Source organism: Exiguobacterium sp., assembly GCF_020832205.1.
In the GTDB taxonomy this organism is placed as follows: Bacteria; Bacillota; Bacilli; order Exiguobacteriales; family Exiguobacteriaceae; genus Exiguobacterium.
Window position 1 is genome coordinate 124025 of record NZ_JAFIFD010000003.1, and the last position, 19967, is coordinate 143991.

The following is a 19967-nucleotide window of genomic DNA, read 5'->3' on the forward strand; positions in this document are numbered from 1 at the left end:
ATGAAAGTTTACGTTGCGCGCCAACCAATTTTTGATCAAAAGTTACGCGTCTGTGGCTATGAACTGTTATATCGCCGCAGCGAGAAAAATATATTTGAACACGTCGACGACGCACTTGCGACCGCCGACGTGATTCATAACGCCTACCTCGTCTTCAATTTTCGGGAATTGACCGAGGGGACGCGGGCGTTCATCAACTTCCCCCAAAACTTGATCGAAGGGGAAGTGCCGGCGCTATTGCCGCGGCAGTCGCTCGTCGTCGAAGTGCTCGAACACGTCGAGCCGACCGAGAAAGTACTCGCCGCACTCCGTTCGCTCCGGCGTAAAGGCTACACGATCGCCCTCGACGATTTCGTCTTTGAAGAGAAGTACCGGCCGCTCATCGGTCTCGCCGACATCATCAAGATCGACTATCAGGCGACACCGGTCGACCAGCAAAAACGGCTCATCGACGCCCTCGGCCACCGCGTCGAATTTTTAGCCGAGAAGATCGAGACACCGCTCGAGTATGAGACGGCGAAAAAGCTCGGCTACAAGATGTTTCAAGGTTATTTTTTCAGTCGTCCGACCGTCGTCCATGGGGCCGAGGTGCATCCGCTCCGTCACACGCTCGTCGAAGTATTAAAAGAACTCGACCGCCCGGAGCCGAACTTCCGCCGCATCGCCGGCCAAATCGAGCGCAGTGTCGATTTGTCTTACAAGATGTTGCGCTCCGTCAATACGGTGTATCAAAAAGGACGGCACACGATCCAGTCGATCGAACAGGCGGTCGCCCGCATCGGACTCGATGAGATGCGGCGCTGGTCTTATTTGATGTTGCTCCGGGAAATGCAGACGTCCGAGTCGAAAGAGCTGATCAAACAGAGCGTCATCCGCGGGAAGATGATGGAACTGATTGCTGATGACACGGTGCCGGCCGTCATGCCGTTCGATGCGTTCATCACCGGCATCTTCTCGTCACTCGATGTCATCTTGGACGAGACGATGACCTCGCTCGTCGCCGAGCTCCCGGTCGAACCGGTCGTCAAAGAAGCGCTCCTCGGGAAACCGAACAAGCTGCGGGAACTGCTCGACGCCGTGACGGCTTATGAACGTCTGACCGTGCCGGTCGATGAGTCGGCGCCGGATTGGTCACCGTACTATATTCGAGCGATTCAATGGGCGCAAACGTTCGAAGAAAAAAGTGAATAATGTTTGAAATTTCGAAGGGACGTCAATTACTGTAATAAGGCCACGCGCCGATGACGTTCCTTTTTTGTATGCGGTTTATGATGAAAGCGAGCTGATCGAATGGACGCATTTGACAACGCACCGTTACGCTAAGTCTTTTTTTCTCTGTCGCGACATGCTATGATTAAAAATGGTACGAATTTTTGAAAAGAGGGGAAACGTCGATGTTGAACACCGTTTTATCGCTCGTCATTTATCTCACAGCGATTTACGTCGCTTGGTGGGCACTCATGCCGGTCAAATGGGACAAGTTGCTCAATCAAGTGAAGAGCCCGCAGGCTGCTGTCTTGCGCGTTCTCGTGGCCGTCGTCTTCGGTTCCCTGATCGCCCAGTTCTTCTTGGAATATATCCGATTGGCACAGGCGCTCGCACCATTGCAGTAGGTTGTAAAACGATTACCAAATTGTAATCCTGCTGTAACGTTTCCTATATGTTTATCGTGTAGGATAAACTCGTCTGACATGACGCTTTTCATCAGAAACTATTATGCTATTATTTTTTGTTTTCTCTCTGATGAAGTTGTCACGTTTCACAAACCATCGTAGCTATCGACATAACCACATCCGGAATCGGATATCGACGTATAAAACACAAAATTAACGAAGTTGGAGGACAAAGAGAGATATGAAGGATTTGATTGTAGTCCGTGGAGGACGTAAATTGTCAGGTACTGTGCGTGTTGAAGGCGCTAAAAACGCCGTACTCAAAACATTGGTTGCCACTCTATTAGCAAGTGAAGGAAAGTCGGTACTTCAAAACGTGCCGCGCCTCGCTGACGTATACACGATTAACAAAGTACTTCGCCACCTCGGTGCAGAGGTCGCATTTGATGAAGCGAACAACGAAGTGACAGTCGACGCCTCGGGCACAATCAAAGACGAGGCGCCGCTTGAGTACGTCCGTAAGATGCGTGCCTCGATCCTCGTCATGGGTCCTCTCCTTGCTCGTCTCGGCCACGCGCGTGTCGCGATGCCGGGCGGATGCTCAATCGGCTCACGTCCGATTGACCTCCACTTGAAAGGCTTTGAGGCGATGGGCGCGAAGACGGTCATCGGCAACGGTTTCGTCGAAGCATCTGTCGACGGTCGCTTGAAAGGTGCGAAGATCTATCTAGACTTCCCATCGGTCGGCGCGACTGAAAACATCATGATGGCAGCCGTGCTCGCAGAAGGCACGACGGTCATCGAGAACGTCGCGAAAGAGCCGGAAATCGTCGACCTCGCGAACTTCTTGAACGGAATGGGCGCACACGTACGCGGTGCCGGGACAGAGACGATTCGCATCGAAGGCGTGGAGAAACTCCACGGTGCCGAGCACTCGATCATCCCTGACCGCATCGAAGCGGGTACGTTCCTCGTCGCAGGGGCCATCACAGGCGGCGACATCGAAGTCATCGGAGCTGAGCGCGAGCACTTGCGTCCGCTCATCTCGAAGATGGAAGAAATGGGCGTCAAATTCGAAGACACATCGGAAGGCATGCGTGTCATCGCACCGGACGTATTGAAACCGGTCGACGTGAAGACGATGCCGCACCCAGGTTTCCCGACAGACATTCAAGCACAGATGATGGCGCTCGTCTTGAAAGCAGGCGGCACATCGGTCATCACAGAGACGGTGTTTGAAAACCGCTTCATGCACGTGGAAGAATTCCGCCGCATGAACGCAGACATTAAAATCGAAGGACGTTCAGCCATCATCAAAGGCGGCGTTCGTCTCCAAGGTGCCGAGGTCGTCTCGACTGACCTTCGTGCCGGTGCAGCACTCGTGCTTGCAGGACTCATTGCCGACGAAGAGACTCGTGTCGGCGACTTATATCATATCGATCGTGGCTACGTCGACTTCCACAAAAAACTTCAAGCACTCGGTGCAGACATCGAGCGCATCGAAGGAACGGTCGAAGTCGCGGAAGAAATGGTCAACAACTAATTAATAGACGCATAGGAGCGAGGAGATTCTTCTCGCTCTTTTCAATGAAGTAATGAACGGAGGAACCTATACATCATGTTTTCAAAAGATATCGGGATTGATTTAGGAACAGCAAACGTCGTCATCCACGTGAAAGGTCGAGGCATCGTCCTCGACGAGCCGTCTGTCGTCGCCATCAAGCGTTCGACGGGGAAAGTGCTCGCCGTCGGTACGGAAGCGTACGAGATGGTCGGTCGTACACCAGGTGACATCGTCGCCATCCGCCCGCTCCGTGACGGGGTCATCGCCGACTTCGCCACGACAGAAGAGATGCTTCGCCACTTCGTCGAAAAGATTCAAGTGCGCGGTTTCTTCGGTGGCATCCGCATGCTTATCTGTACTCCGGCGAACGTGACACCGGTCGAGGCGAAAGCGATTCGTGAGGCAGCTGAAAAAGCTGGCGCCAAAGAAGTCTTTCTCGCCGTAGAACCGAAAGCGGCAGCCGTCGGTTCGGGCATGGACATCTGGAAGCCGGTCGGTCACATGATCGTCGATATCGGCGGCGGGACGACAGACGTCGCCATCCTTTCAATGGGTGACATCGTTTGCGGTGAGACAATCAAAATCGCCGGTGATCGCTTTGATACGGATATCCTCCGCGCCATTAAAGACAAGCATAAACTCATCATCGGGGAACGTACGGCTGAACAGATCAAAAAAGAGATCGCGACCGTCTTCCCAGGCGGGCGCAACGAGACGATGGACATTCGCGGACGTGACATGGTACGCGGATTGCCGCGTACGGTGACGATCACGTCTGAAGAGCTCCGTGAGGCGATGGCCGAATCGGCGAATGAAATCGTCGAAGCGACGAAACGTGTCCTCGAACAGACGCCGCCGGAACTCGCGGCCGACATCATCGACCGCGGCATCATCATGACCGGGGGCGGCTCGCTCCTCCACGGCATCGACCAGCTCGTCGCCGAGCGCGTCGGACTGCCAGTCATGATCGCCGAAGAGCCGACGCTCAGCGTCGCACACGGCACGGGCATCATGCTCGAGCATTTAGATCGCTTGAAGTAAGCAAGTGTATGAAGACTAGCCCTGCTAGTCTTTTTTATTTCCTTGGAAATTTGAACAAAAACGTAAAGCGCTCCTCTGCTTTCATCGTCTTTCGAGCCGCCCTGTCCGGCACGCCGCTTTCCTGGGGGGCGGGCAGCGAGCCGCATCGCGACGACGTCGCTGCTGGGTCTCGCCTTGCCCGCTGATTCCCCGGGAGTCGGCGTGCCCTCGGGCGGGCGTTGAGTTCGACCACATCGTAGGCGACGCGGCCTATTCTGGCCGTTACAATCTGATCAACGCCGCCTTGCAACGCGAAGGGTGTTATAAGGAATCGGCGAAATCGAAAACGTACAGTGTGTCATTGAAATCAAGGGAGCATAGCGAACAGAGAGAGTACGAGCAGACCGATTAGTTCAAGGAATATCGCCGTAAACGACCTGCCATCGAGGACGAAGAACGGCCAACTGAAGAATACGCACGGTCCGGCACACAACAAGACGTCAGACCTGAAAGGCATGATATGGCAGAGCGCGATGGTCATCGCTGCGGTCAACCTGAAGCGAATTACCACCCTCTATAAAGAAAGAGCAGGATAAGGCCAAGGAAAAAGGGAGGTTGTTCCGACACGAGTCGGTCCAATCTCCCTTCTTTCTGCTCACGCTCGGATAGAGCAGAGATTTTTCAGTGCACTCCGAAAACGGAGAAGTGTTTTTTAATGCCACGTGTAATCTTTGTCGACGAACAGACGACGGTTCATCTCGGCTTGCGAGCTCGGTTTCGGATTCGCGTCGAGCCAGTCGTGGTAGTCGCAGCCGCACACTTCGTCCAAATGGAGCGAATAGCCGTTGTTGATCGTCTGGACAGAGATGCTCAAGTCGTAATCGGCGAGCGTCTTCTTTAACCGATAGACGAGGTTGTAGACGTTATGGAGCGCACGTTGCGGCTCATCGATTTCTGGATAGAGCGTCTCAGCGATGATCCATTTGTTGACGACTTTATCCCGGTGATAGATCAAGTACGCGAACAACTCTTCTGTCTTTTGCGTCGGCCACTTGACGAGGTCACCGTCTTGCGTTTTGACTGAGAAGTTGTCGAGGCATTGAATCGTACATGTCCGATGTTGTTCCGATTGGAGAATCGATTCGTGCCGCTTCATGACGCGCGGGATCAAGTCTTGGATCATCTCTTCGGTGATCGGTTTGAGCAAGTAATGGGTCGCCTGAACATCGAACGCTTCGACCGCATAGCGGCTATGAGCCGTCGTGAAGACGACTTGTGTCGTCGGGGGCAACTTCTTCGCCAAATCGAGTCCGCTCATGTGGGGCATCTCAATGTCGAGGAAGACGAGGTCGACGTCTTGCGTCTCTAAAAAGGCGAGTGCTTTGATTGGGTCGTTGAAAGACCCCATCCATTTGAAGGTCGGTTCGGTTTGAATGATGCGCTCCATCATCCTTAAAATATGGGGCTCATCTTCAATCAAGATCGTACGCATGCGGGTCGTTCATCCTTTCTTGTTTCGGAAGACGAATACGCACGTGCGTACCGACTCCGGCTTCGGATTGTAGGTTAAAAGTGGCATCTTTCAAATAGGCGATCCGGTTACGGACGTTCGGGATGCCGATCCCGCTCGTCGGTATCGATTTTCGTTTCGGATCGAACCCGATCCCGTTGTCAGCAACACGCACTTCGATGGAGGAGCCGATGTCTTGGACGGACAACATGAGTCGTTTCGTCCCGTCTTTTTTCGTGAGACCGTGACGGATCGCGTTCTCGACAAGCGGCTGGATGAGCAACGGCGGGACGCTCACGTCGAGCAAGGACTCATCGATGTCTTTAATGATCGTGAACGCGTCGTTGAATCGTGTCTGTTCGATCGACAAGTACGAGTCGATCATCTCGAGCTCTTTGGCGAGCGTGATGTTCGCCTCGGTCCGGCCGTTCTCGAAGATGAACCGGACGTACGTGCTCAAATGGCTGAGCAGGCGGGCCGCCTCATGCGGTGACGTGTAACAGAGGGCGATGACGTTGCCGAACGTGTTATACAAGAAGTGCGGCTTGATTTGCGCGTTGAAGAAGGAAATCTCGCTCTGGTTCGCAAACGTCTCGATCTCTTGTTTTTGGCGTTTGTCGGTCGATAAATGGACAGGTAACAGCATGAACATCAAAATGAAGTAGATGAGCGACAACACGCTTGTGTACACATCTTGATTCGGATGTGGGATCAAGATGTTGATGACTTGTCCGACGTATCCGATCATCAACGCCAACGTGAAAATCAAGAACTCCAACGGATATCCGGTCGCTTTTCGTTCGAATAGCCAGTTGACGTTCAAACCGGTCCAAAAGAAACTGATGAACAAAATGTACATCCATAAGGCATAGTCGAACCAACTGTGCGCTTCGTAAGGAAGGATGGCGGCGATGGCGCTCAGCGCGTATAGCGGATACGTGGCGAATCTTAAAAACCGTTCGAACGGCACACGTTCGAGCCGAAGCGCGAACTCGATGAGCATACAGATACTCAATAAGACGGTGATGAGGCTGACTTTATGGGCGATGGCGTACGTCATCGCCGGGAGCAACTCGAAGACGATCATTTGGTCTCGCGTCAACAACGACACGCCGACCAAGAAGAAGAAAGCCGCGCCGTATAAATAAAGTGATTCGTTACGGTGGAATACGGAGACGATCGCGTAGAAGAGGAAAATGAGGAATGCGATCAAGATGATGACAAAATCATAACTGAAAATTTTATTTTGCATTGCCATGACGCTGCCGGCCGGGCCGATTAAAATACTGTCCTCGAGGCCGGTCGGTCGGTCGCTTGCTTCCGTGACTTGCATCGTCAGACGGAAATCGGGTGCGTTCGGGTCGAGCCATACGAGATACGCGTGTCTCGCGTCTTGCGTCTGAGACGAATAAATGGGGCGAACAGGTTCTCCATCGATGAAGAGGCGGACGTGCGGATGGTTTCGCGGTACTCGAAGTGCATATTGTCCGGGTGGAAGTACAACGTCGGCCTCGTATGTCGCGGTGGCATGTGGTGTGATATGGGGGACGCTGCGATACGACTCGCGTTCAACGCGGTCAAGCAGACTCGACTGGAAGCGCCACGTTCCATCGAGCCGCAAAATGTTTTGCGTCACACCGGAGTCGGTCAAATCGGCCGAACCCCGGGTGACGACGGCTGTGCTGTCGATCGTTTGCCCGCGCGTGAGCACGAGGCCGCTCGTGATGGCGACGACGATGATGACAAGCATCAGCGCGATATGTTTTCGGGTCATGAGCACATTCCCTTCGTACTTGTGAGATTCTTGTGAGAAGACAACGATATACTGGTCACACTCCGTTCATAAGTCAAGGCTTAAATGGAACGGATGTGATAAATGCTATCTAATCGTACATGAAATTGCCTTATTTGAATAGTCCGACAGACTCGATATAAGTTGAATACACACAAGGGAAGAAGGCTGCGCATGAAACGTTGGATAGAACAGAGGATCAGCCGGCAAGTACTCACGATTTTCTATGTGCTCGTTGCCTTAATCACGTTCACATCGCTCGGGACGTACTTTTACACGCAACAAGCCGTCAAAGCGACGACGGTCGAGCTCGAACGAATCAGTGAACAGCGTTCGCGGGCGACAGACTTGTTTGAGACGTGGCAATCGATGCAGTATGAGATGCGCGGACACGTCCTGCTCGGGGACGAGGCGCTCTTGAACGAAGTTCGTGGCGCCCAGACACGAATCGACGAGCAGACGGCTTGGTTCGAACGAAACGCCGAATCGAAGGAAGAAGTGACGTTCGCGACGGACGCGCGCCTATTGTTCACGATTTATACGACGCGTGTCATGCCAGGTCTTGAGCGTTATGTCATCGCCAAAACGAACGGCGAAGTCGATGAACCGTTCCTTCAGATGGCGACGGTCGGCCAGCTCATGCCTAAAAATGCGACGTCGAACCAGACCCGCTTCAAACTAAACTCAAGCAGCGCGGCGGACATGAGCGCGAGCATCGTCGACATGGAGTCGGTGTTCACCGATTACCGGGCCGACCTTGATTTTCAAGAGACGTCGCTTCGAGAGTCGTTGGCGTCACAGCTCGCAAAAGCGCAGTGGCTATGGCTCATGGTCTTACTCGGCGCTATCTTCATTTTATTCGTCAGCTTGCAGCCGTACATCGTCCGCTTGACGAAACAACTCCAAGCGCTCATTACGAACAGCGAACGTCTCGCCGTCGATCCACATGCGTTACTCATTCCGATCGAACCGCTTCAAAATGAGGTCGGCCAGCTGTCCAAATCGTTCAATGAGATGTCGAGTTCGCTCATCGCACAGCATGATGCGCTAGAGCGGGAGCGCGAGAAGACGGCACGCCTGCTCCACACGATGCGGGACTCAATCGTGTTTGAAGAGCTGGGGACGGGCCACATGTACGCCAACGAGGCGTTGTTCGAACTATATGAGCAACCGGTCCCGTTTGATAACCGTCAGAGTCTATACCCCATCGAGACGTATTATGAACCTTTCATGGATCACATTGACGATCGGGAAGCGCTGCTTGCGTTCACGGGTCGGGCGCGGCACAAAGGAATATTCGATGAGACGTTTACATACTCGATGCAACAGGGTACACGTATCATACGGATGTATGCCGAACCGATTGAATTGCAACAAGAACGGTTCGGTCTCATGTTTGTGTCACGGGATGTGACAAAAGAGATTGAAATCGATCGATTGAAGACCGAGCTCGTCGCGACCGTCTCGCACGAGTTACGGACCCCGCTCACGTCGATTCTCGGTTTCACCGAGCTATTGGCCCATCGCCACGTCGATGAAGCGAAACGCAAACGCTACTTGAGCATGATCAATAGTGAGACGAAGCGACTCGAGCGCCTCGTCAGCGATCTTCTCGATGTGCAGAAGATGGAGGCAGGGGCCGAGCAACAAGACTTCAAAGTCGAAAGCTTGTATGAGCTGTTGTCAGATGTGATTGAGATCCATGCCGGTTCGACGGAGCTGCACATGCTACACTTCGACTGCGACGATTCGCTCCAAGTTTCAGGGAATCCGGCTCGTCTTCGTCAAGTGTTCTCGAACATCTTGAACAACGCCATCAAATATTCGCCCGACGGCGGAAACATCACCGTCAACGTCGAATGCGATGACGACGTCATCCGGGTCGCCATCGAAGACGAGGGCATTGGTGTGTCAGAGGAAGATGCGGCGCGTTTGTTTGAAAAGTTCTACCGCGTACAGAATGAACAGAGCCGCAACATTGGAGGCACCGGCCTCGGGCTCGCCATCTGTAAAGAGATTGTCGAATCTCACGGCGGAACGATTTACGTTCGCTCGGAATCTGGAAAAGGGACGACGATGGTCGTCGAATTGCCGGTTGTCGAATGATAAGAATGAGTGCGTCTCCATTGCGGGAGATGCACTCATTTTTTGTCCGCGCCTAAGCTCGAACGATTGAACATTCACCCAAAATGGCAACGGCTACGATTTCTTGAACGTGTTCCGGCACTTCGGCTAAACCGATGTGTCTAGCAAGTTGATTTTGAATTTCTTCATCTTTTTTTAAAAAACGGTGAATGATTCCTTCCTTTGGTACGATATACAGAGTAGACAATGTTGAAGGACGAAAGGAAGACGATCATGTTACGCGGACTATATACGGCGGCTGGCGCGATGAACGCGTTGCAGCGGCAACAAGAAATTTTGAGCAACAACCTCGGCAACGTCCGGACGCCCGGCTTCAAGGCGTCAAACGGCGTCGTTCGTTCATTTCCGGAAATGCTGCTCGCGCAAGTGAGCCATCCGGGCAACGGCCGCTCGCGCGTCCAAGGCGAGGTCGGCACCCTCTCGACCGGGGTGTACCTCCAAGAGACGATGCCACGCTTCTCGGCCGGCAGCATCTCCGAGACGGGCAGCCCGACTGACGTCTATTTGAAAGCGCCGACCGACTTCACTGGCGCCCCGATGTTCGCGGTCGAACAAAACGGAGAGACGCTCTATACGACGAACGGCCGCTTCTCGGTCGACGAGGAACGGTTCCTCCGTTCAGCTGACGGCGGTTACGTCTTGTCTGACACGGGCGCCCGCATCCAATTGCCGTCAAGCGAGTTCACGCTCTCGGTCGACGGTCAAATCACATCACTCGGTGAGAATGTGGCCACACTTGGCGCCTACCAGATCGATGATTTGGCGACGCTCGAACAAGTCGGCAACGATTACCGTGTTCTCGGTGATGCGCCGGCACTTGCACCTGTCGCGTTCCAACAAGGGTTCATCGAAGAGGCGAACGTCAACCTCGACCAAACGATGGCCGACCTCATGATGACGTACCGTCAGTTCGAGGCGAACCAAAAAGTCGTCCAAGCGTATGATAAGAGTGCCGAGCGGGCCATTGAAATCGCTCGCGTCCGATAAGGGGGATTACGATGCAATCGATTTATAATTCGGTCAACTCGCTCACGCAGTTGCAACGTCAACTCGACGTCACCGGCCACAACGTCGCCAACGTCGACACGGTAGGGTTCAAACGGCAACAAGGCCATTTCGCCTCGCTCTTGTCGCAGGCGTACGACAACCAGCCGCGGCCCGAGTTCGAGGTCGGACGCGATACGCCGAACGGGATTCGGATCGGGGTCGGCGGTCATGTCGCCGACATCTCGCAACAGTTCAATATCGGCCAAATCCGCGCGACCGAGCGCGGGCTCGACGTCTTCTTGAAAGCGAGCCGGCAATTCTTCGTCGTCGAGACGCCGGACGGTCCCGGCGTGACGCGCAACGGCAACATGCAGCTGTCGGTCGGTGCTGAGACGACGCTCGTCGATGTGAACGGGAATGCGCTACTCGGCGCGGACGGCAACCGCATCACGATGCCGAATGAGGCGACGGATCACCGTATTCGCCAAGACGGCGTCGTCGTCGCGAGCGTGAACGGGGTCGATCAGGAGTTTGGCCGCCTCGACATCGTCGAAGTGCGCAACACGTCTGAACTGCGTCCGATGGGCAATAACGTCTACGCGGCGGAGTTTGAGACCGCGGTCGACCGCCCGCTCGGCAACTTATTGATCGAAGGGACGCTCGAATCGTCGAACGTCGACTTGACGAAAGAAATGACCGATATGACGATCACGCAGCGTGCCTACCAGATGAACTCACGGGCGCTGTCGATGAGCGATCAGATGATGGGACTCGTCACCTCGCTTCGTCCATAATGTGAACCGCCTCTCTTCGGAGGGCGGTTTTTTGTTTTATACTAATAAGAAAGGAGGGGCTGAGATGAAGATTGTCGTGGCGATGGATGCATTTAAAGGATCGCTCTCGAGTGCGGAGGCGAACGCGGCCGTCATAAGTGCGCTCGCAGGGCACGATGTCGTGACCGTGCCGGTGTCGGACGGGGGTGAAGGATTTCTTGAGGCGTGGCTCGCGGCCCATCCGGACGCGAGCTTGATCGAACAAGAAGTGTATCATTTGGACGGACGCTCCCGGCAGGCAGGCTACGGCTTTCGCGAGGCGACGCGGGACGCGGTCGTCGAAGTCGCCGCCGCGTCCGGTCTGACGCTCGTCAACACGCTTGACCCGTGGCGCTACAGCTCGTACGGGACGGGGATGCAGCTCAAACAGGCGATCGAACGCGGGGCAAGGGGCATCACGGTCGGACTCGGCGGCAGCGCGACCGTCGATGGCGGGAAAGGGCTGCTCGAGGCGCTCGGGGTACGCTTCCTCGACGAGGACGGGCAAGTCGTTGGTCCGTTCCCGCCTCGGCTCGACCGGGTCGCTTCGATCGATTGGTCCGGACTCATGCCGGAAGCGCACGCGGTCGACTGGTTCATCGCTTCCGACGTGACGAATCCGTTATGTGGCGTGACCGGTGCCGCGGCCGTGTTCGGTCCGCAAAAAGGGTTGGCGGCAAGCGACGTCCCTCGTTATGACGAGATGATGTCCTCGTACGCCCATCGTTTCGAGCGGGACGTCTCGAATCGGCCCGGGGCCGGGGCAGCCGGTGGGATCGGCTTTGCGCTCTATCAACTCGGGGCGACGTACCGGAGCGGAATCGAAGAAGTCGTTCGCTGGACGAAGCTTGACGAGACGCTCGCCCGTGCCGATTGGCTCATCACCGGGGAAGGCAAGTTCGACGAGCAGACGCTGCACGGGAAAGCACCGTACGGCTTGGCGCAACTCGCCCATGCGAACGGTGTCCCGACGCTCGTCTTCACGGGACAGTCAGACATGACCGAGCTCCGGAACGCCGGCATCGTCGCCGTCTTCCCGATCATTTCCCGGGTCATGACGCTCGAGGAAGCGATGGCACAAGCGGCCCCGCTCCTTTCGAACGCGGTGCGACGGGTGTTCCATCTGCTCGAAAAAAATGCCTGAACCGTCAAGGTCCAGGCGCATGCGTCATAGCTGTTTGTCTTTCAACAAATCACGGATCTCCGCGAGGAGTTGTTCTTCACGCGACAATTCAGGTTCTTCCGTCTCTTCGACCGCTTTCTCTCGCTTCAAGCGATTGATGACTTTCACCATCATGAACAATGCGAACGCGATCAGCAGGAACGTGACGATCTCCTGAATGAAGTTGCCGTACGTGACTTCGACGCCAATCACGTTCGCTGTCAAGCTCGAGAAGTCGATGCCGCCGATCAAAATGCCGAGGAGCGGCATGAAGATGTCGTTGACGAGCGAGTTGACGATCGCCGTGAACGCGGCGCCGAGAATAAAGGCGACGGCGAGGTCGATGATGTTGCCGCGCATGGCGAACTCTTTGAACTCTTTCCACATAAGATCATGCCTCCTTAAAAAACGAATACTTTCACGGTAGCACAACCGGCTGCGAAGCTGAAACTTTTTCATTTCAGTGACGCTAGGACGGGGCGCTTGTTCGCCATTTCGAGATACGTTAAACTGAGATAGAACTCATGCAACAGTTTTATTACCAGGTACTAATATGTTATAATCAGATGAGCTGAAAGGATGAATGGACGTGGCGAACGAAGAACAGAATGGCTCGGAAGAAAAAGAGTCGAAACAGCGGACGGAGCGGAAACGTTTGTCGAACTACCGCCGTTTCCCGATCTTGCTGCGCGTCATCGTTGTCCTCATACTGGCTGTCGCGATGCTCGCGATTGGGGCCATTATCGGGTACAGCGTCATTGGCGGCGGCGAGTGGAGGGACGTGTTCAACATCGACACGTGGCGCCATATCACCGATTTTTGGCTAACCTCATAAGGGTGGTGGAACCATGTACACGATTGAACAGATTAAAGAAGTAATCCCGCATCGGTACCCGTTCTTGCTCATCGACCGCATTCTCGAGGTCGAAGAAGGCAAACGGGCCGTCGGATTAAAAAATGTGACGGCGAACGAAGAGTTCTTCAACGGACACTTTCCAGACTATAACGTCATGCCAGGCGTATTGATCGTCGAGGCGCTCGCGCAAGTCGGTGCGTTCGCGATGCTCAAACAAGAGTCAAATCGCGGCAAACTCGCGTTTTTCGCAGGCATCGATGGATGTCGTTTCAAGCGTCAAGTCGTCCCGGGCGATCAGTTGCGTCTCGAGGTCGAGATCTTGAAAGTACGCGGCCCGATCGGCAAAGGACGCGCCGTGGCGACAGTCGATGGAGAAGTCGCTTGTGAAGCAGAACTAACTTTCGCCCTGAAGTGAGGGGGAACGACATGCGCGTGTTGGCGATTGCTTTAATACTCGGACTCATGACGGTGGTCGGCTGTCAGCAGTTACAGACCGAGGAAGTGACCGAAGAGAACGTCGTGTACGAACAAAAAGTCGATGAAGCGATGATTGATAAGCGGGCCGGACAATCGGAAGCGATCGCCGTGTCGCTCGAGCGGGCGAACAGCTCGACGATGCTGTTCACGATTCGGATGCTCGAAGACCGGCGCCTCGATCCAACGACCGTCATCAGTTATGAAGTCGACGGTAATCGGGTTCCGATCCCGTTCGGTGAACTGACGGCCGAGCGGGAAGGGGACGTGCGGACGTACGTCTATCAAGTCGACATGAACCCGGACTTGTTCGTGCCGGAGACGTTGCCGCTCTTCCACTTCGCGGAAGAAGGGAAAGCCGAAGTCTCGATTCCGCTTGAAGTCGTGAATTCGACAAATGAATGAACAGAACGGACGATTTTGTCGAAAATCGTCCGTTTTTGTATGAACTTTTTTGCCATTTATCCGATACATCCAGTAAGGATGAATGGGAGGGGAATTGGATGAATCGAAACAAGTCACAATCACTACAGACCCGCATCTTACTGGCGATGCTCGCCTTTGTCACGTTGCTCGTCATCAGCTTCGGGGTAGTGCAGGTCGTCAGTACGAAACAGACGGTGCTCAGTTCGATGCAGGCCGTGTTGGTAGAAGACGCGAATCGCATCAGTGCGGCGATCGACGTCGACGCCTATGCGACGTTCCTGCAAAATCCGACGAAAGACGCGGCGTTCGAGCAGTTTCGGGAACAGCTCGACACGTACCGGACGCAAATCGGGGCGATGTACGTCTATACGCTAGCTGCGGACGGGGAAGAACTGCAAATTATCGTCGACGGGATGAGCGCCGCGGATGCGGTCGACATCGGTACGCCGACAACAGCGACGTCGCTCGATGACGCGCGGCCTGCGCTCGAAGGAGAACCGGTCACGACACCGATTGTCGAAGACCCGGAGTACGGTGACTACATGACCGTGCTCGTGCCGATCAAGCGCGGAAATGAAGTTATCGGCATCCTCGGCATCGACAAAGGGGCGCGGGACGTCGAAGCGGTGACAAACGACGTGTTGCGAGCAAGTTTGCCGCCCGTCTTGCTCGGCCTCATCGGGTTGCTCATCTTTGCCTCGCTCGTCATTTGGCGCTATCTCGGCTGGAAACTGCGTCCGCTCCGGGACTTAGAACGGGTCGCGACACATATCGCCAAAGGCGACTTGTTGACGGCCTCACAGGAGATGGAAAAGATCCAACTCCGCTCGAACGATGAGATCAAACGCCTCACCGCGTCGATGGATCAGATGACGAAGATGTTGAAAGAATTGATTTCAAACCTACAGACGTCGGCGCAGACGGTACGCGACGAGAGCGGCAACGTGGCGAGCATCTCGGAAGAAGTGAACGACGCGTCGCGGCAAATCGCTTTCACGATGGAAGAAATCGCGGGCGGCGTCGAGAACCAGAGCGTGTTGACGATGCGGCTGTACGGCCATATGAACGAGTTCTCGGAGCTCGTCGATCAGACGACGAGAGACGGGGCCGAAGTGAGCGAACAAGCGGAAGACGTCAGCCGCGTGACGATAGAAGGACTCCATCTCATGGAGGACGCCGTCGGCAAGATGACGAACATCCACGGTCAAGTGCAAGCGTCACAGCGCCAAGTGAAAGATTTTGAGCGCCAGGCGGACGAAGTGACGACGCTCGTCACGATGATCCGTCAAATCTCCGAACAGACGAACTTGCTCGCTTTGAACGCGGCGATCGAAGCGGCTCGTGCCGGTGAGCACGGGAAAGGGTTCGCCGTCGTCGCGGCTGAAATTCGCAACTTGTCGAACAGCGTCGCTAAGTCCGTCAGTGAGATCTCTGAGATCGTCGGGAGCGTCAAACATAACTCGATCGCGCTCGGAGAGACGTTCACCGACAGCATGCGTGCCGCTGAAGACGGTAAACGGACGCTCGAGGAGACGAAGCAAGCGTTCAACGCGATCGAACAAAGTGTCCGTGACATGCAGCGCCTGACCGATTCGATGCAGTCTCAGCTCGACCGGGTGAAGGCGAACCAGGCTGACATCAAACAAGGGCTCTCAGACATCGCGTCAATCTCGGAAGAGAGTACGGCCGGCAACGAAGAAGTCGCGGCCTCGACCGAACAAATGTCGGCCACGAGCGAGACGATGAACCGGCTCGTCAAAGAGCTGGCACATACCGCGGAAGACATGCAGCGCATGAGCCGTCAGTTCAAGCTGTGAACAGTTTCAAGTCAGACAGACCTTCCTCGCGTCCGCTATAATGGGCGCAAGGGAGGTTTTTTCATGCAACGCGTCTCAAGTGAACTGACACAATTTCGCGGCAGTCATTACGACTTCGGCCGCTTTCAAGGTAGATACATCAAGCGCAGCCAACTGCTCGAAAATCGGACCGACCAGTGGAAGCTCCGCGTCCCGCGCTTTGAAATCGATGAGCGCGAAGCGAAGCAGGCGTTCGACCGGTTCGCCCCGAAGATTTGGGAAGAACTGCTCGGCCTGCAAGACGAGCTCGAACTGACGCTCGCCGATACGCTCCTTCATTTCGGCCACTTCCGGGTCAACAACCCGATCAGCGGCTGTTCGATTTTGACGGGCGACAATTTCCTCGTCCGCAATTACGACTATCATCCGATGACGTACGACGGACGGTTCAACGTGTTCCAACCGGACGACGGATACGCCGTCATCGGTCCTGTCTCGCGCGTCACCGGACGGATGGACGGGATGAACGAGCACGGCCTTGCCATGGGCTATAACTTCATCAACCGGCGCCGGCCGGGGGACGGCTTCGTCTGTCAGATGATCGGACGGATGATCCTCGAGACGTGCGCGACGGTCGAGGAGGCGGTCGATTTGTTGAAAGAGATCCCGCACCGCGGCTCGTTCACGTACGTCGTCCATGACAAGTCGTCGAAGACGCGCGTCATCGAAGCGACGCCGCGTGACATCCAAGTCCGTGAGTCGAACATTTGCACGAACCATTTCGAGCTCTTGCAGCACGAGAACCGTTACCACCTCGACGACTCGACGCGGCGGATGATGGAAATCAAGATGTATCAACATATCGTCCAAGACGCCGAGAGCGCGTTCCGGCTCATGAACGACTCCGATAAAGGCGTCTTTTCGGAACTGTACAAGAGTTGGGCCGGTACGATCCATACGGCCGCCTACTTCCCGGAGACGCTCGAGACGTGGTTCGCCCTTGGCGGCGACCGTGACCCGGTCATCTTCGATTTTCAAAAGTGGCTCGACGGTGAGGATTTTGACATGCACGCCCTCGACGGCGAGATCGCGACCGACATCGAGTTCGCCAACACGGTCCAATTGTGGCGCTGACTTCGGTCAGTGCTTTTTTGCCGAAAAACGGGGAATACTGATAACAGGAGGGATTCATATGAAGCGAATCGGATTATTGGCCATCATTTTGAGTATGAGTGTCGTACTCTGCGGTTGCGTGCCGGGGGACGGGACGTATACGACCGACCCGGCCGGCTTCTTCTGGGGGATTTGGCACGGCTGGATCGCACCGGTGTCACTCATTTTAGGACTGTTCAATGACACGTATCGCGTCTACGAAGTGAACAACACGGGCTGGTTTTATGATTTGGGCTTCTATATCGCCATCATCAGCGGGTTCGGTGGGGTGGCGGTGACGCGGAAGAGCCGGGGCTGACGTTAGACCGGCTTCCGCCCCGTTACGGCCACCGTATGATAGTCACGTGAGTCAGGTCCACGTGCCTCGACGATGTCGGTCAGGCCGAGTCGGACGGCGGCAGGGATGAACTGTTCCTGGACGAGCGTCGCGATGCCGTCCCATGTCACATTACCTCTCCCGTCACAATATGTGATGGCAAACGAGCCGCCTGGCTTGAGGACTCGTTCAATTTCGACGAGTACTACGGACACGTCTTCCCAAAAGTAGAGCGTATGGATGCTGAAGACATGGTCAAAACTCTTGTCCGGAAACGGGAGCGTCCCGAGGTCACCTTGGATGACAGCGGCCCGTTGTTCACCGATGGCCACCCGGTTTCGTCTCAAAGCCGAGCGGACGATGGTCGGGGAGCGGTCGAGCCCGGTTACATGCGTTTCGGCGGATGTAAGATGAATACGTGCCATCGCGTCTCCGGCCCCGCAACCGAGGTCGAGGACGCGGTCTTTCGCTTGGAGTGAAAGCTGTTGAATCGTCCAGTCGACTTCGACCCGGTGTTGGCGCACCATCTTCTGACCGATGTATGTCCCAACGAGTCCGCGCGGGTTCTCGTACTGGCTGTCAATCCATGTTTGCAGACGTTTCGGGCGCATCGAACCATTCCTTTCTCTAAGAGACAGATGTAGATTGAGTGTAGCATACCCATCAAAGTAGAGGAGTTGAATCGATGCGTTCCTTTTGGATTTTCGGCAATCAGTTGTCGCACGAGCTTGAGATGCTCGAATACGTCAAAGACGACGACGTCATCGTCATGATCGAGGCGACGTCACGGGCGATGTGGCGGACGTACCATAAACAAAAGCTCGTCCTCATCTTCTCGGCGATGCGCCATTTCGCTGGGGAGTTACGCGACAAAGGCTACACGGTCGATTACCACGAGGCCGATTCGTTCCAAGACGCGTGGGACGACCACTTCACACGATATGAACCGAAGGAAATCCATTATACGGCCGTCACCGACGCCGCGATGGAAAAGAAGCTGCAACAGTTCGGGAAGACACATAAGCTCGTCGAACACTCGGACGTGCCGCTCTTCTATTTAACGAAAGAAGAATCTGTCGACACGCTCGGCAACGCACCGTGGCGGATGGATCGATTTTACCGCCACATGCGGAAACGGTTCGACGTGTTGCTCGAAGACGGAAAACCGCGCGGCGGCAAGTGGTCGTTCGACGCCGATAACCGCGAGCCGCCGAAAGCGGGGTTGACGTTCGCGCCACCGATTTATTTTCGGCCGGACGACATCACGAAAGATGTCATCGAAAAAGTCGAACGCGACTTTGCGGACAATCCGGGAGATATCACGCCTTTCGTTTGGCAGGTGACACATGCGGAGGCGCATCGAGCGTTAGACCGTTTCATCGAGGCGAGGCTCGAGACGTTCGGTCCATACCAGGACGCGATGCTGTCGGACAATCAAGACATGTCGCACAGCCTGTTATCGGCGGCGATCAATACCGGGCTCCTCACACCTCGTGAAGTCGTCGAGGCCGCGTGCGCGGCCGACGCGCCGCTCGCTTCAATCGAAGGGTTCGTCCGTCAAATCTTTGGCTGGCGCGAATATATGCGCGCCGTCTACGTGGCATCGATGCCCGGTTACGAGTCGGTGAACACGTTCAAGCACGAGCGTGACTTGCCCGACTATTTTTGGGACGCGAAGACAGACATGCATTGTGTGCATCAAAGCGTGAAGCCCGTCATCGAGCGGGCACACAATCATCACATTCAACGACTCATGGTGCTCGGCAACTTTGCGACGCTGTTCGAGGTCTCACCGCAACAGACGAGTGACTGGTTCAATGAAATGTATATCGACGCCTACGACTGGGTCGTGTTGCCGAACGTGCTCGGGATGGCGCTCCATGCGGACGGCGGAAAGCTCGCGACGAAACCGTATATCGCCTCCGGCAAGTATATCGACCGGATGAGCGATTACTGCAAAGGGTGCACGTACAATCCGAAACATACGACCGAAGAAGACGCGTGCCCGTTCAATGCCTTGTATTGGAACTTCATTGACAAGCACGAGGAACGCTTCGCGGACAATCAGCGGATGAAGATGATGCTCCGTAACTGGCAAGGGCGTGATGATGACGTCAAAGCCGACATTTTGGCGAAGGCGAGACAGACGCTCGATGAAACCGACTCCTTGTGAGTCGGTTTTTTAACGTACGCTTCACAAACTTTTGCACACGCTTCACAGACAATTTACAATCATCCGTTACGATAGGACTTGTGAGACCCACAACCCCCAAGTGAATAGCATTCGGTAGAACATTCGAGAGACCAACAGAAGCCTATGC

The 19967-nt window shown here is 55.0% G+C and carries 19 protein-coding genes; 15 read left to right on the forward strand and 4 right to left on the reverse strand.

Annotated elements, in window-relative coordinates; genetic code table 11:
- The 4 genes from JJU47_RS00900 to mreB all read left to right on the forward strand — a co-directional run bounded on the left by JJU47_RS00900 (position 1) and on the right by mreB (position 4218).
- Complete coding sequence (locus JJU47_RS00900; protein WP_228615689.1) at positions 1-1191, forward strand: EAL and HDOD domain-containing protein; 1191 nt, start codon at positions 1-3, stop codon at positions 1189-1191.
- Between the two features lie 203 nt (positions 1192-1394).
- Positions 1395-1613 carry a DUF1146 family protein gene (locus tag JJU47_RS00905; RefSeq protein WP_228615690.1) on the forward strand — a complete coding sequence of 73 codons (219 nt, stop codon included), beginning with the start codon at positions 1395-1397 and terminating at the stop codon, positions 1611-1613.
- A gap of 241 nt (positions 1614-1854) precedes the next feature.
- Positions 1855-3156, forward strand: a complete 1302-nt coding sequence (murA, locus tag JJU47_RS00910) for a UDP-N-acetylglucosamine 1-carboxyvinyltransferase (protein ID WP_214787985.1) — start codon at positions 1855-1857, stop codon at positions 3154-3156.
- A gap of 75 nt (positions 3157-3231) precedes the next feature.
- Complete coding sequence (gene mreB, locus JJU47_RS00915) at positions 3232-4218, forward strand: rod shape-determining protein (protein WP_034807334.1); 987 nt, start codon at positions 3232-3234, stop codon at positions 4216-4218.
- Between the two features lie 691 nt (positions 4219-4909).
- Here the strand turns inward: mreB and JJU47_RS00920 are convergent.
- Positions 4910-5689, reverse strand: a complete 780-nt coding sequence (locus JJU47_RS00920) for a response regulator (RefSeq protein ID WP_228615691.1) — start codon at positions 5687-5689, stop codon at positions 4910-4912.
- A complete protein-coding gene (locus JJU47_RS00925) occupies positions 5670-7481 on the reverse strand; it encodes a sensor histidine kinase (protein ID WP_228615692.1) in 1812 nt (603 codons plus the stop codon). The genes JJU47_RS00920 and JJU47_RS00925 overlap by 20 nt, the downstream gene beginning before the upstream one ends.
- 192 nt (positions 7482-7673) lie before the next feature.
- On the opposite strand from JJU47_RS00925, the gene JJU47_RS00930 reads away from it, so the two are divergent.
- The 4 genes from JJU47_RS00930 to JJU47_RS00945 all read left to right on the forward strand — a co-directional run bounded on the left by JJU47_RS00930 (position 7674) and on the right by JJU47_RS00945 (position 12587).
- On the forward strand, positions 7674-9605 hold the full coding sequence (locus tag JJU47_RS00930; RefSeq protein WP_228615693.1) for a sensor histidine kinase: 1932 nt from the start codon (positions 7674-7676) through the stop codon (positions 9603-9605).
- Between the two features lie 252 nt (positions 9606-9857).
- Positions 9858-10631, forward strand: coding sequence for a flagellar hook-basal body protein (locus JJU47_RS00935; protein WP_228615694.1), 774 nt, complete (start codon positions 9858-9860; stop codon positions 10629-10631).
- An 11-nt stretch (positions 10632-10642) separates the two neighbouring features.
- Positions 10643-11425, forward strand: a complete 783-nt coding sequence (locus JJU47_RS00940) for a flagellar hook-basal body protein (protein ID WP_228615695.1) — start codon at positions 10643-10645, stop codon at positions 11423-11425.
- A 64-nt stretch (positions 11426-11489) separates the two neighbouring features.
- Complete coding sequence (locus tag JJU47_RS00945) at positions 11490-12587, forward strand: glycerate kinase family protein (protein WP_228615696.1); 1098 nt, start codon at positions 11490-11492, stop codon at positions 12585-12587.
- A 24-nt stretch (positions 12588-12611) separates the two neighbouring features.
- Here JJU47_RS00945 and mscL read toward each other — a convergent pair whose 3' ends face one another.
- A complete protein-coding gene (gene mscL / locus JJU47_RS00950) occupies positions 12612-12992 on the reverse strand; it encodes a large conductance mechanosensitive channel protein MscL (protein ID WP_228615697.1) in 381 nt (126 codons plus the stop codon).
- Positions 12993-13188: 196 nt separating this feature from the next.
- On the opposite strand from mscL, the gene JJU47_RS00955 reads away from it, so the two are divergent.
- The 6 genes from JJU47_RS00955 to JJU47_RS00980 all read left to right on the forward strand — a co-directional run bounded on the left by JJU47_RS00955 (position 13189) and on the right by JJU47_RS00980 (position 17628).
- Entirely contained in the window at positions 13189-13440 is a 252-nt protein-coding gene (locus tag JJU47_RS00955; protein ID WP_024370816.1) for a DNA-directed RNA polymerase subunit beta, read from the forward strand.
- A 13-nt stretch (positions 13441-13453) separates the two neighbouring features.
- Complete coding sequence (fabZ, locus tag JJU47_RS00960; protein ID WP_021066156.1) at positions 13454-13876, forward strand: 3-hydroxyacyl-ACP dehydratase FabZ; 423 nt, start codon at positions 13454-13456, stop codon at positions 13874-13876.
- 11 nt (positions 13877-13887) lie between these two features.
- On the forward strand, positions 13888-14340 hold the full coding sequence (locus JJU47_RS00965; protein WP_228615698.1) for a hypothetical protein: 453 nt from the start codon (positions 13888-13890) through the stop codon (positions 14338-14340).
- Between the two features lie 98 nt (positions 14341-14438).
- Complete coding sequence (locus tag JJU47_RS00970) at positions 14439-16178, forward strand: methyl-accepting chemotaxis protein (protein WP_228615699.1); 1740 nt, start codon at positions 14439-14441, stop codon at positions 16176-16178.
- Between the two features lie 63 nt (positions 16179-16241).
- Complete coding sequence (locus JJU47_RS00975; protein ID WP_228615700.1) at positions 16242-17291, forward strand: C45 family autoproteolytic acyltransferase/hydrolase; 1050 nt, start codon at positions 16242-16244, stop codon at positions 17289-17291.
- A 58-nt stretch (positions 17292-17349) separates the two neighbouring features.
- Complete coding sequence (locus JJU47_RS00980; protein WP_228615701.1) at positions 17350-17628, forward strand: hypothetical protein; 279 nt, start codon at positions 17350-17352, stop codon at positions 17626-17628.
- 2 nt (positions 17629-17630) lie between these two features.
- Here the strand turns inward: JJU47_RS00980 and JJU47_RS00985 are convergent, their stop codons facing one another.
- The gene (locus tag JJU47_RS00985; protein ID WP_228615702.1) at positions 17631-18257 is read right to left on the reverse strand and encodes a class I SAM-dependent methyltransferase; all 627 of its coding nucleotides are present in this window, start codon (positions 18255-18257) and stop codon (positions 17631-17633) included.
- Between the two features lie 74 nt (positions 18258-18331).
- Between JJU47_RS00985 and JJU47_RS00990 the strand changes: the two genes are divergently transcribed.
- Positions 18332-19819, forward strand: a complete 1488-nt coding sequence (locus JJU47_RS00990) for a cryptochrome/photolyase family protein (protein WP_228615703.1) — start codon at positions 18332-18334, stop codon at positions 19817-19819.
- Positions 19820-19967 lie beyond the last annotated feature (148 nt).

What these genes read in the sequence shown, in the direction of transcription:
- JJU47_RS00935 (WP_228615694.1), top strand. Translation starts at nt 9,858, where the DNA reads ATGTTACGCGGACTATATACGGCGGCTGGCGCGATGAACGCGTTGCAG.
- JJU47_RS00985 (WP_228615702.1), bottom strand. Translation starts at nt 18,257, where the DNA reads ATGCGCCCGAAACGTCTGCAAACATGGATTGACAGCCAGTACGAGAAC.
- JJU47_RS00990 (WP_228615703.1), top strand. Translation starts at nt 18,332, where the DNA reads ATGCGTTCCTTTTGGATTTTCGGCAATCAGTTGTCGCACGAGCTTGAG.
- JJU47_RS00905 (WP_228615690.1), top strand. Translation starts at nt 1,395, where the DNA reads ATGTTGAACACCGTTTTATCGCTCGTCATTTATCTCACAGCGATTTAC.
- fabZ (WP_021066156.1), top strand. Translation starts at nt 13,454, where the DNA reads ATGTACACGATTGAACAGATTAAAGAAGTAATCCCGCATCGGTACCCG.
- JJU47_RS00945 (WP_228615696.1), top strand. Translation starts at nt 11,490, where the DNA reads ATGAAGATTGTCGTGGCGATGGATGCATTTAAAGGATCGCTCTCGAGT.
- JJU47_RS00940 (WP_228615695.1), top strand. Translation starts at nt 10,643, where the DNA reads ATGCAATCGATTTATAATTCGGTCAACTCGCTCACGCAGTTGCAACGT.
- JJU47_RS00930 (WP_228615693.1), top strand. Translation starts at nt 7,674, where the DNA reads ATGAAACGTTGGATAGAACAGAGGATCAGCCGGCAAGTACTCACGATT.
- JJU47_RS00925 (WP_228615692.1), bottom strand. Translation starts at nt 7,481, where the DNA reads ATGACCCGAAAACATATCGCGCTGATGCTTGTCATCATCGTCGTCGCC.
- JJU47_RS00980 (WP_228615701.1), top strand. Translation starts at nt 17,350, where the DNA reads ATGAAGCGAATCGGATTATTGGCCATCATTTTGAGTATGAGTGTCGTA.
- JJU47_RS00970 (WP_228615699.1), top strand. Translation starts at nt 14,439, where the DNA reads ATGAATCGAAACAAGTCACAATCACTACAGACCCGCATCTTACTGGCG.
- JJU47_RS00965 (WP_228615698.1), top strand. Translation starts at nt 13,888, where the DNA reads ATGCGCGTGTTGGCGATTGCTTTAATACTCGGACTCATGACGGTGGTC.
- JJU47_RS00920 (WP_228615691.1), bottom strand. Translation starts at nt 5,689, where the DNA reads ATGCGTACGATCTTGATTGAAGATGAGCCCCATATTTTAAGGATGATG.
- JJU47_RS00975 (WP_228615700.1), top strand. Translation starts at nt 16,242, where the DNA reads ATGCAACGCGTCTCAAGTGAACTGACACAATTTCGCGGCAGTCATTAC.
- JJU47_RS00955 (WP_024370816.1), top strand. Translation starts at nt 13,189, where the DNA reads ATGGACGTGGCGAACGAAGAACAGAATGGCTCGGAAGAAAAAGAGTCG.
- mreB (WP_034807334.1), top strand. Translation starts at nt 3,232, where the DNA reads ATGTTTTCAAAAGATATCGGGATTGATTTAGGAACAGCAAACGTCGTC.
- JJU47_RS00900 (WP_228615689.1), top strand. Translation starts at nt 1, where the DNA reads ATGAAAGTTTACGTTGCGCGCCAACCAATTTTTGATCAAAAGTTACGC.
- murA (WP_214787985.1), top strand. Translation starts at nt 1,855, where the DNA reads ATGAAGGATTTGATTGTAGTCCGTGGAGGACGTAAATTGTCAGGTACT.
- mscL (WP_228615697.1), bottom strand. Translation starts at nt 12,992, where the DNA reads ATGTGGAAAGAGTTCAAAGAGTTCGCCATGCGCGGCAACATCATCGAC.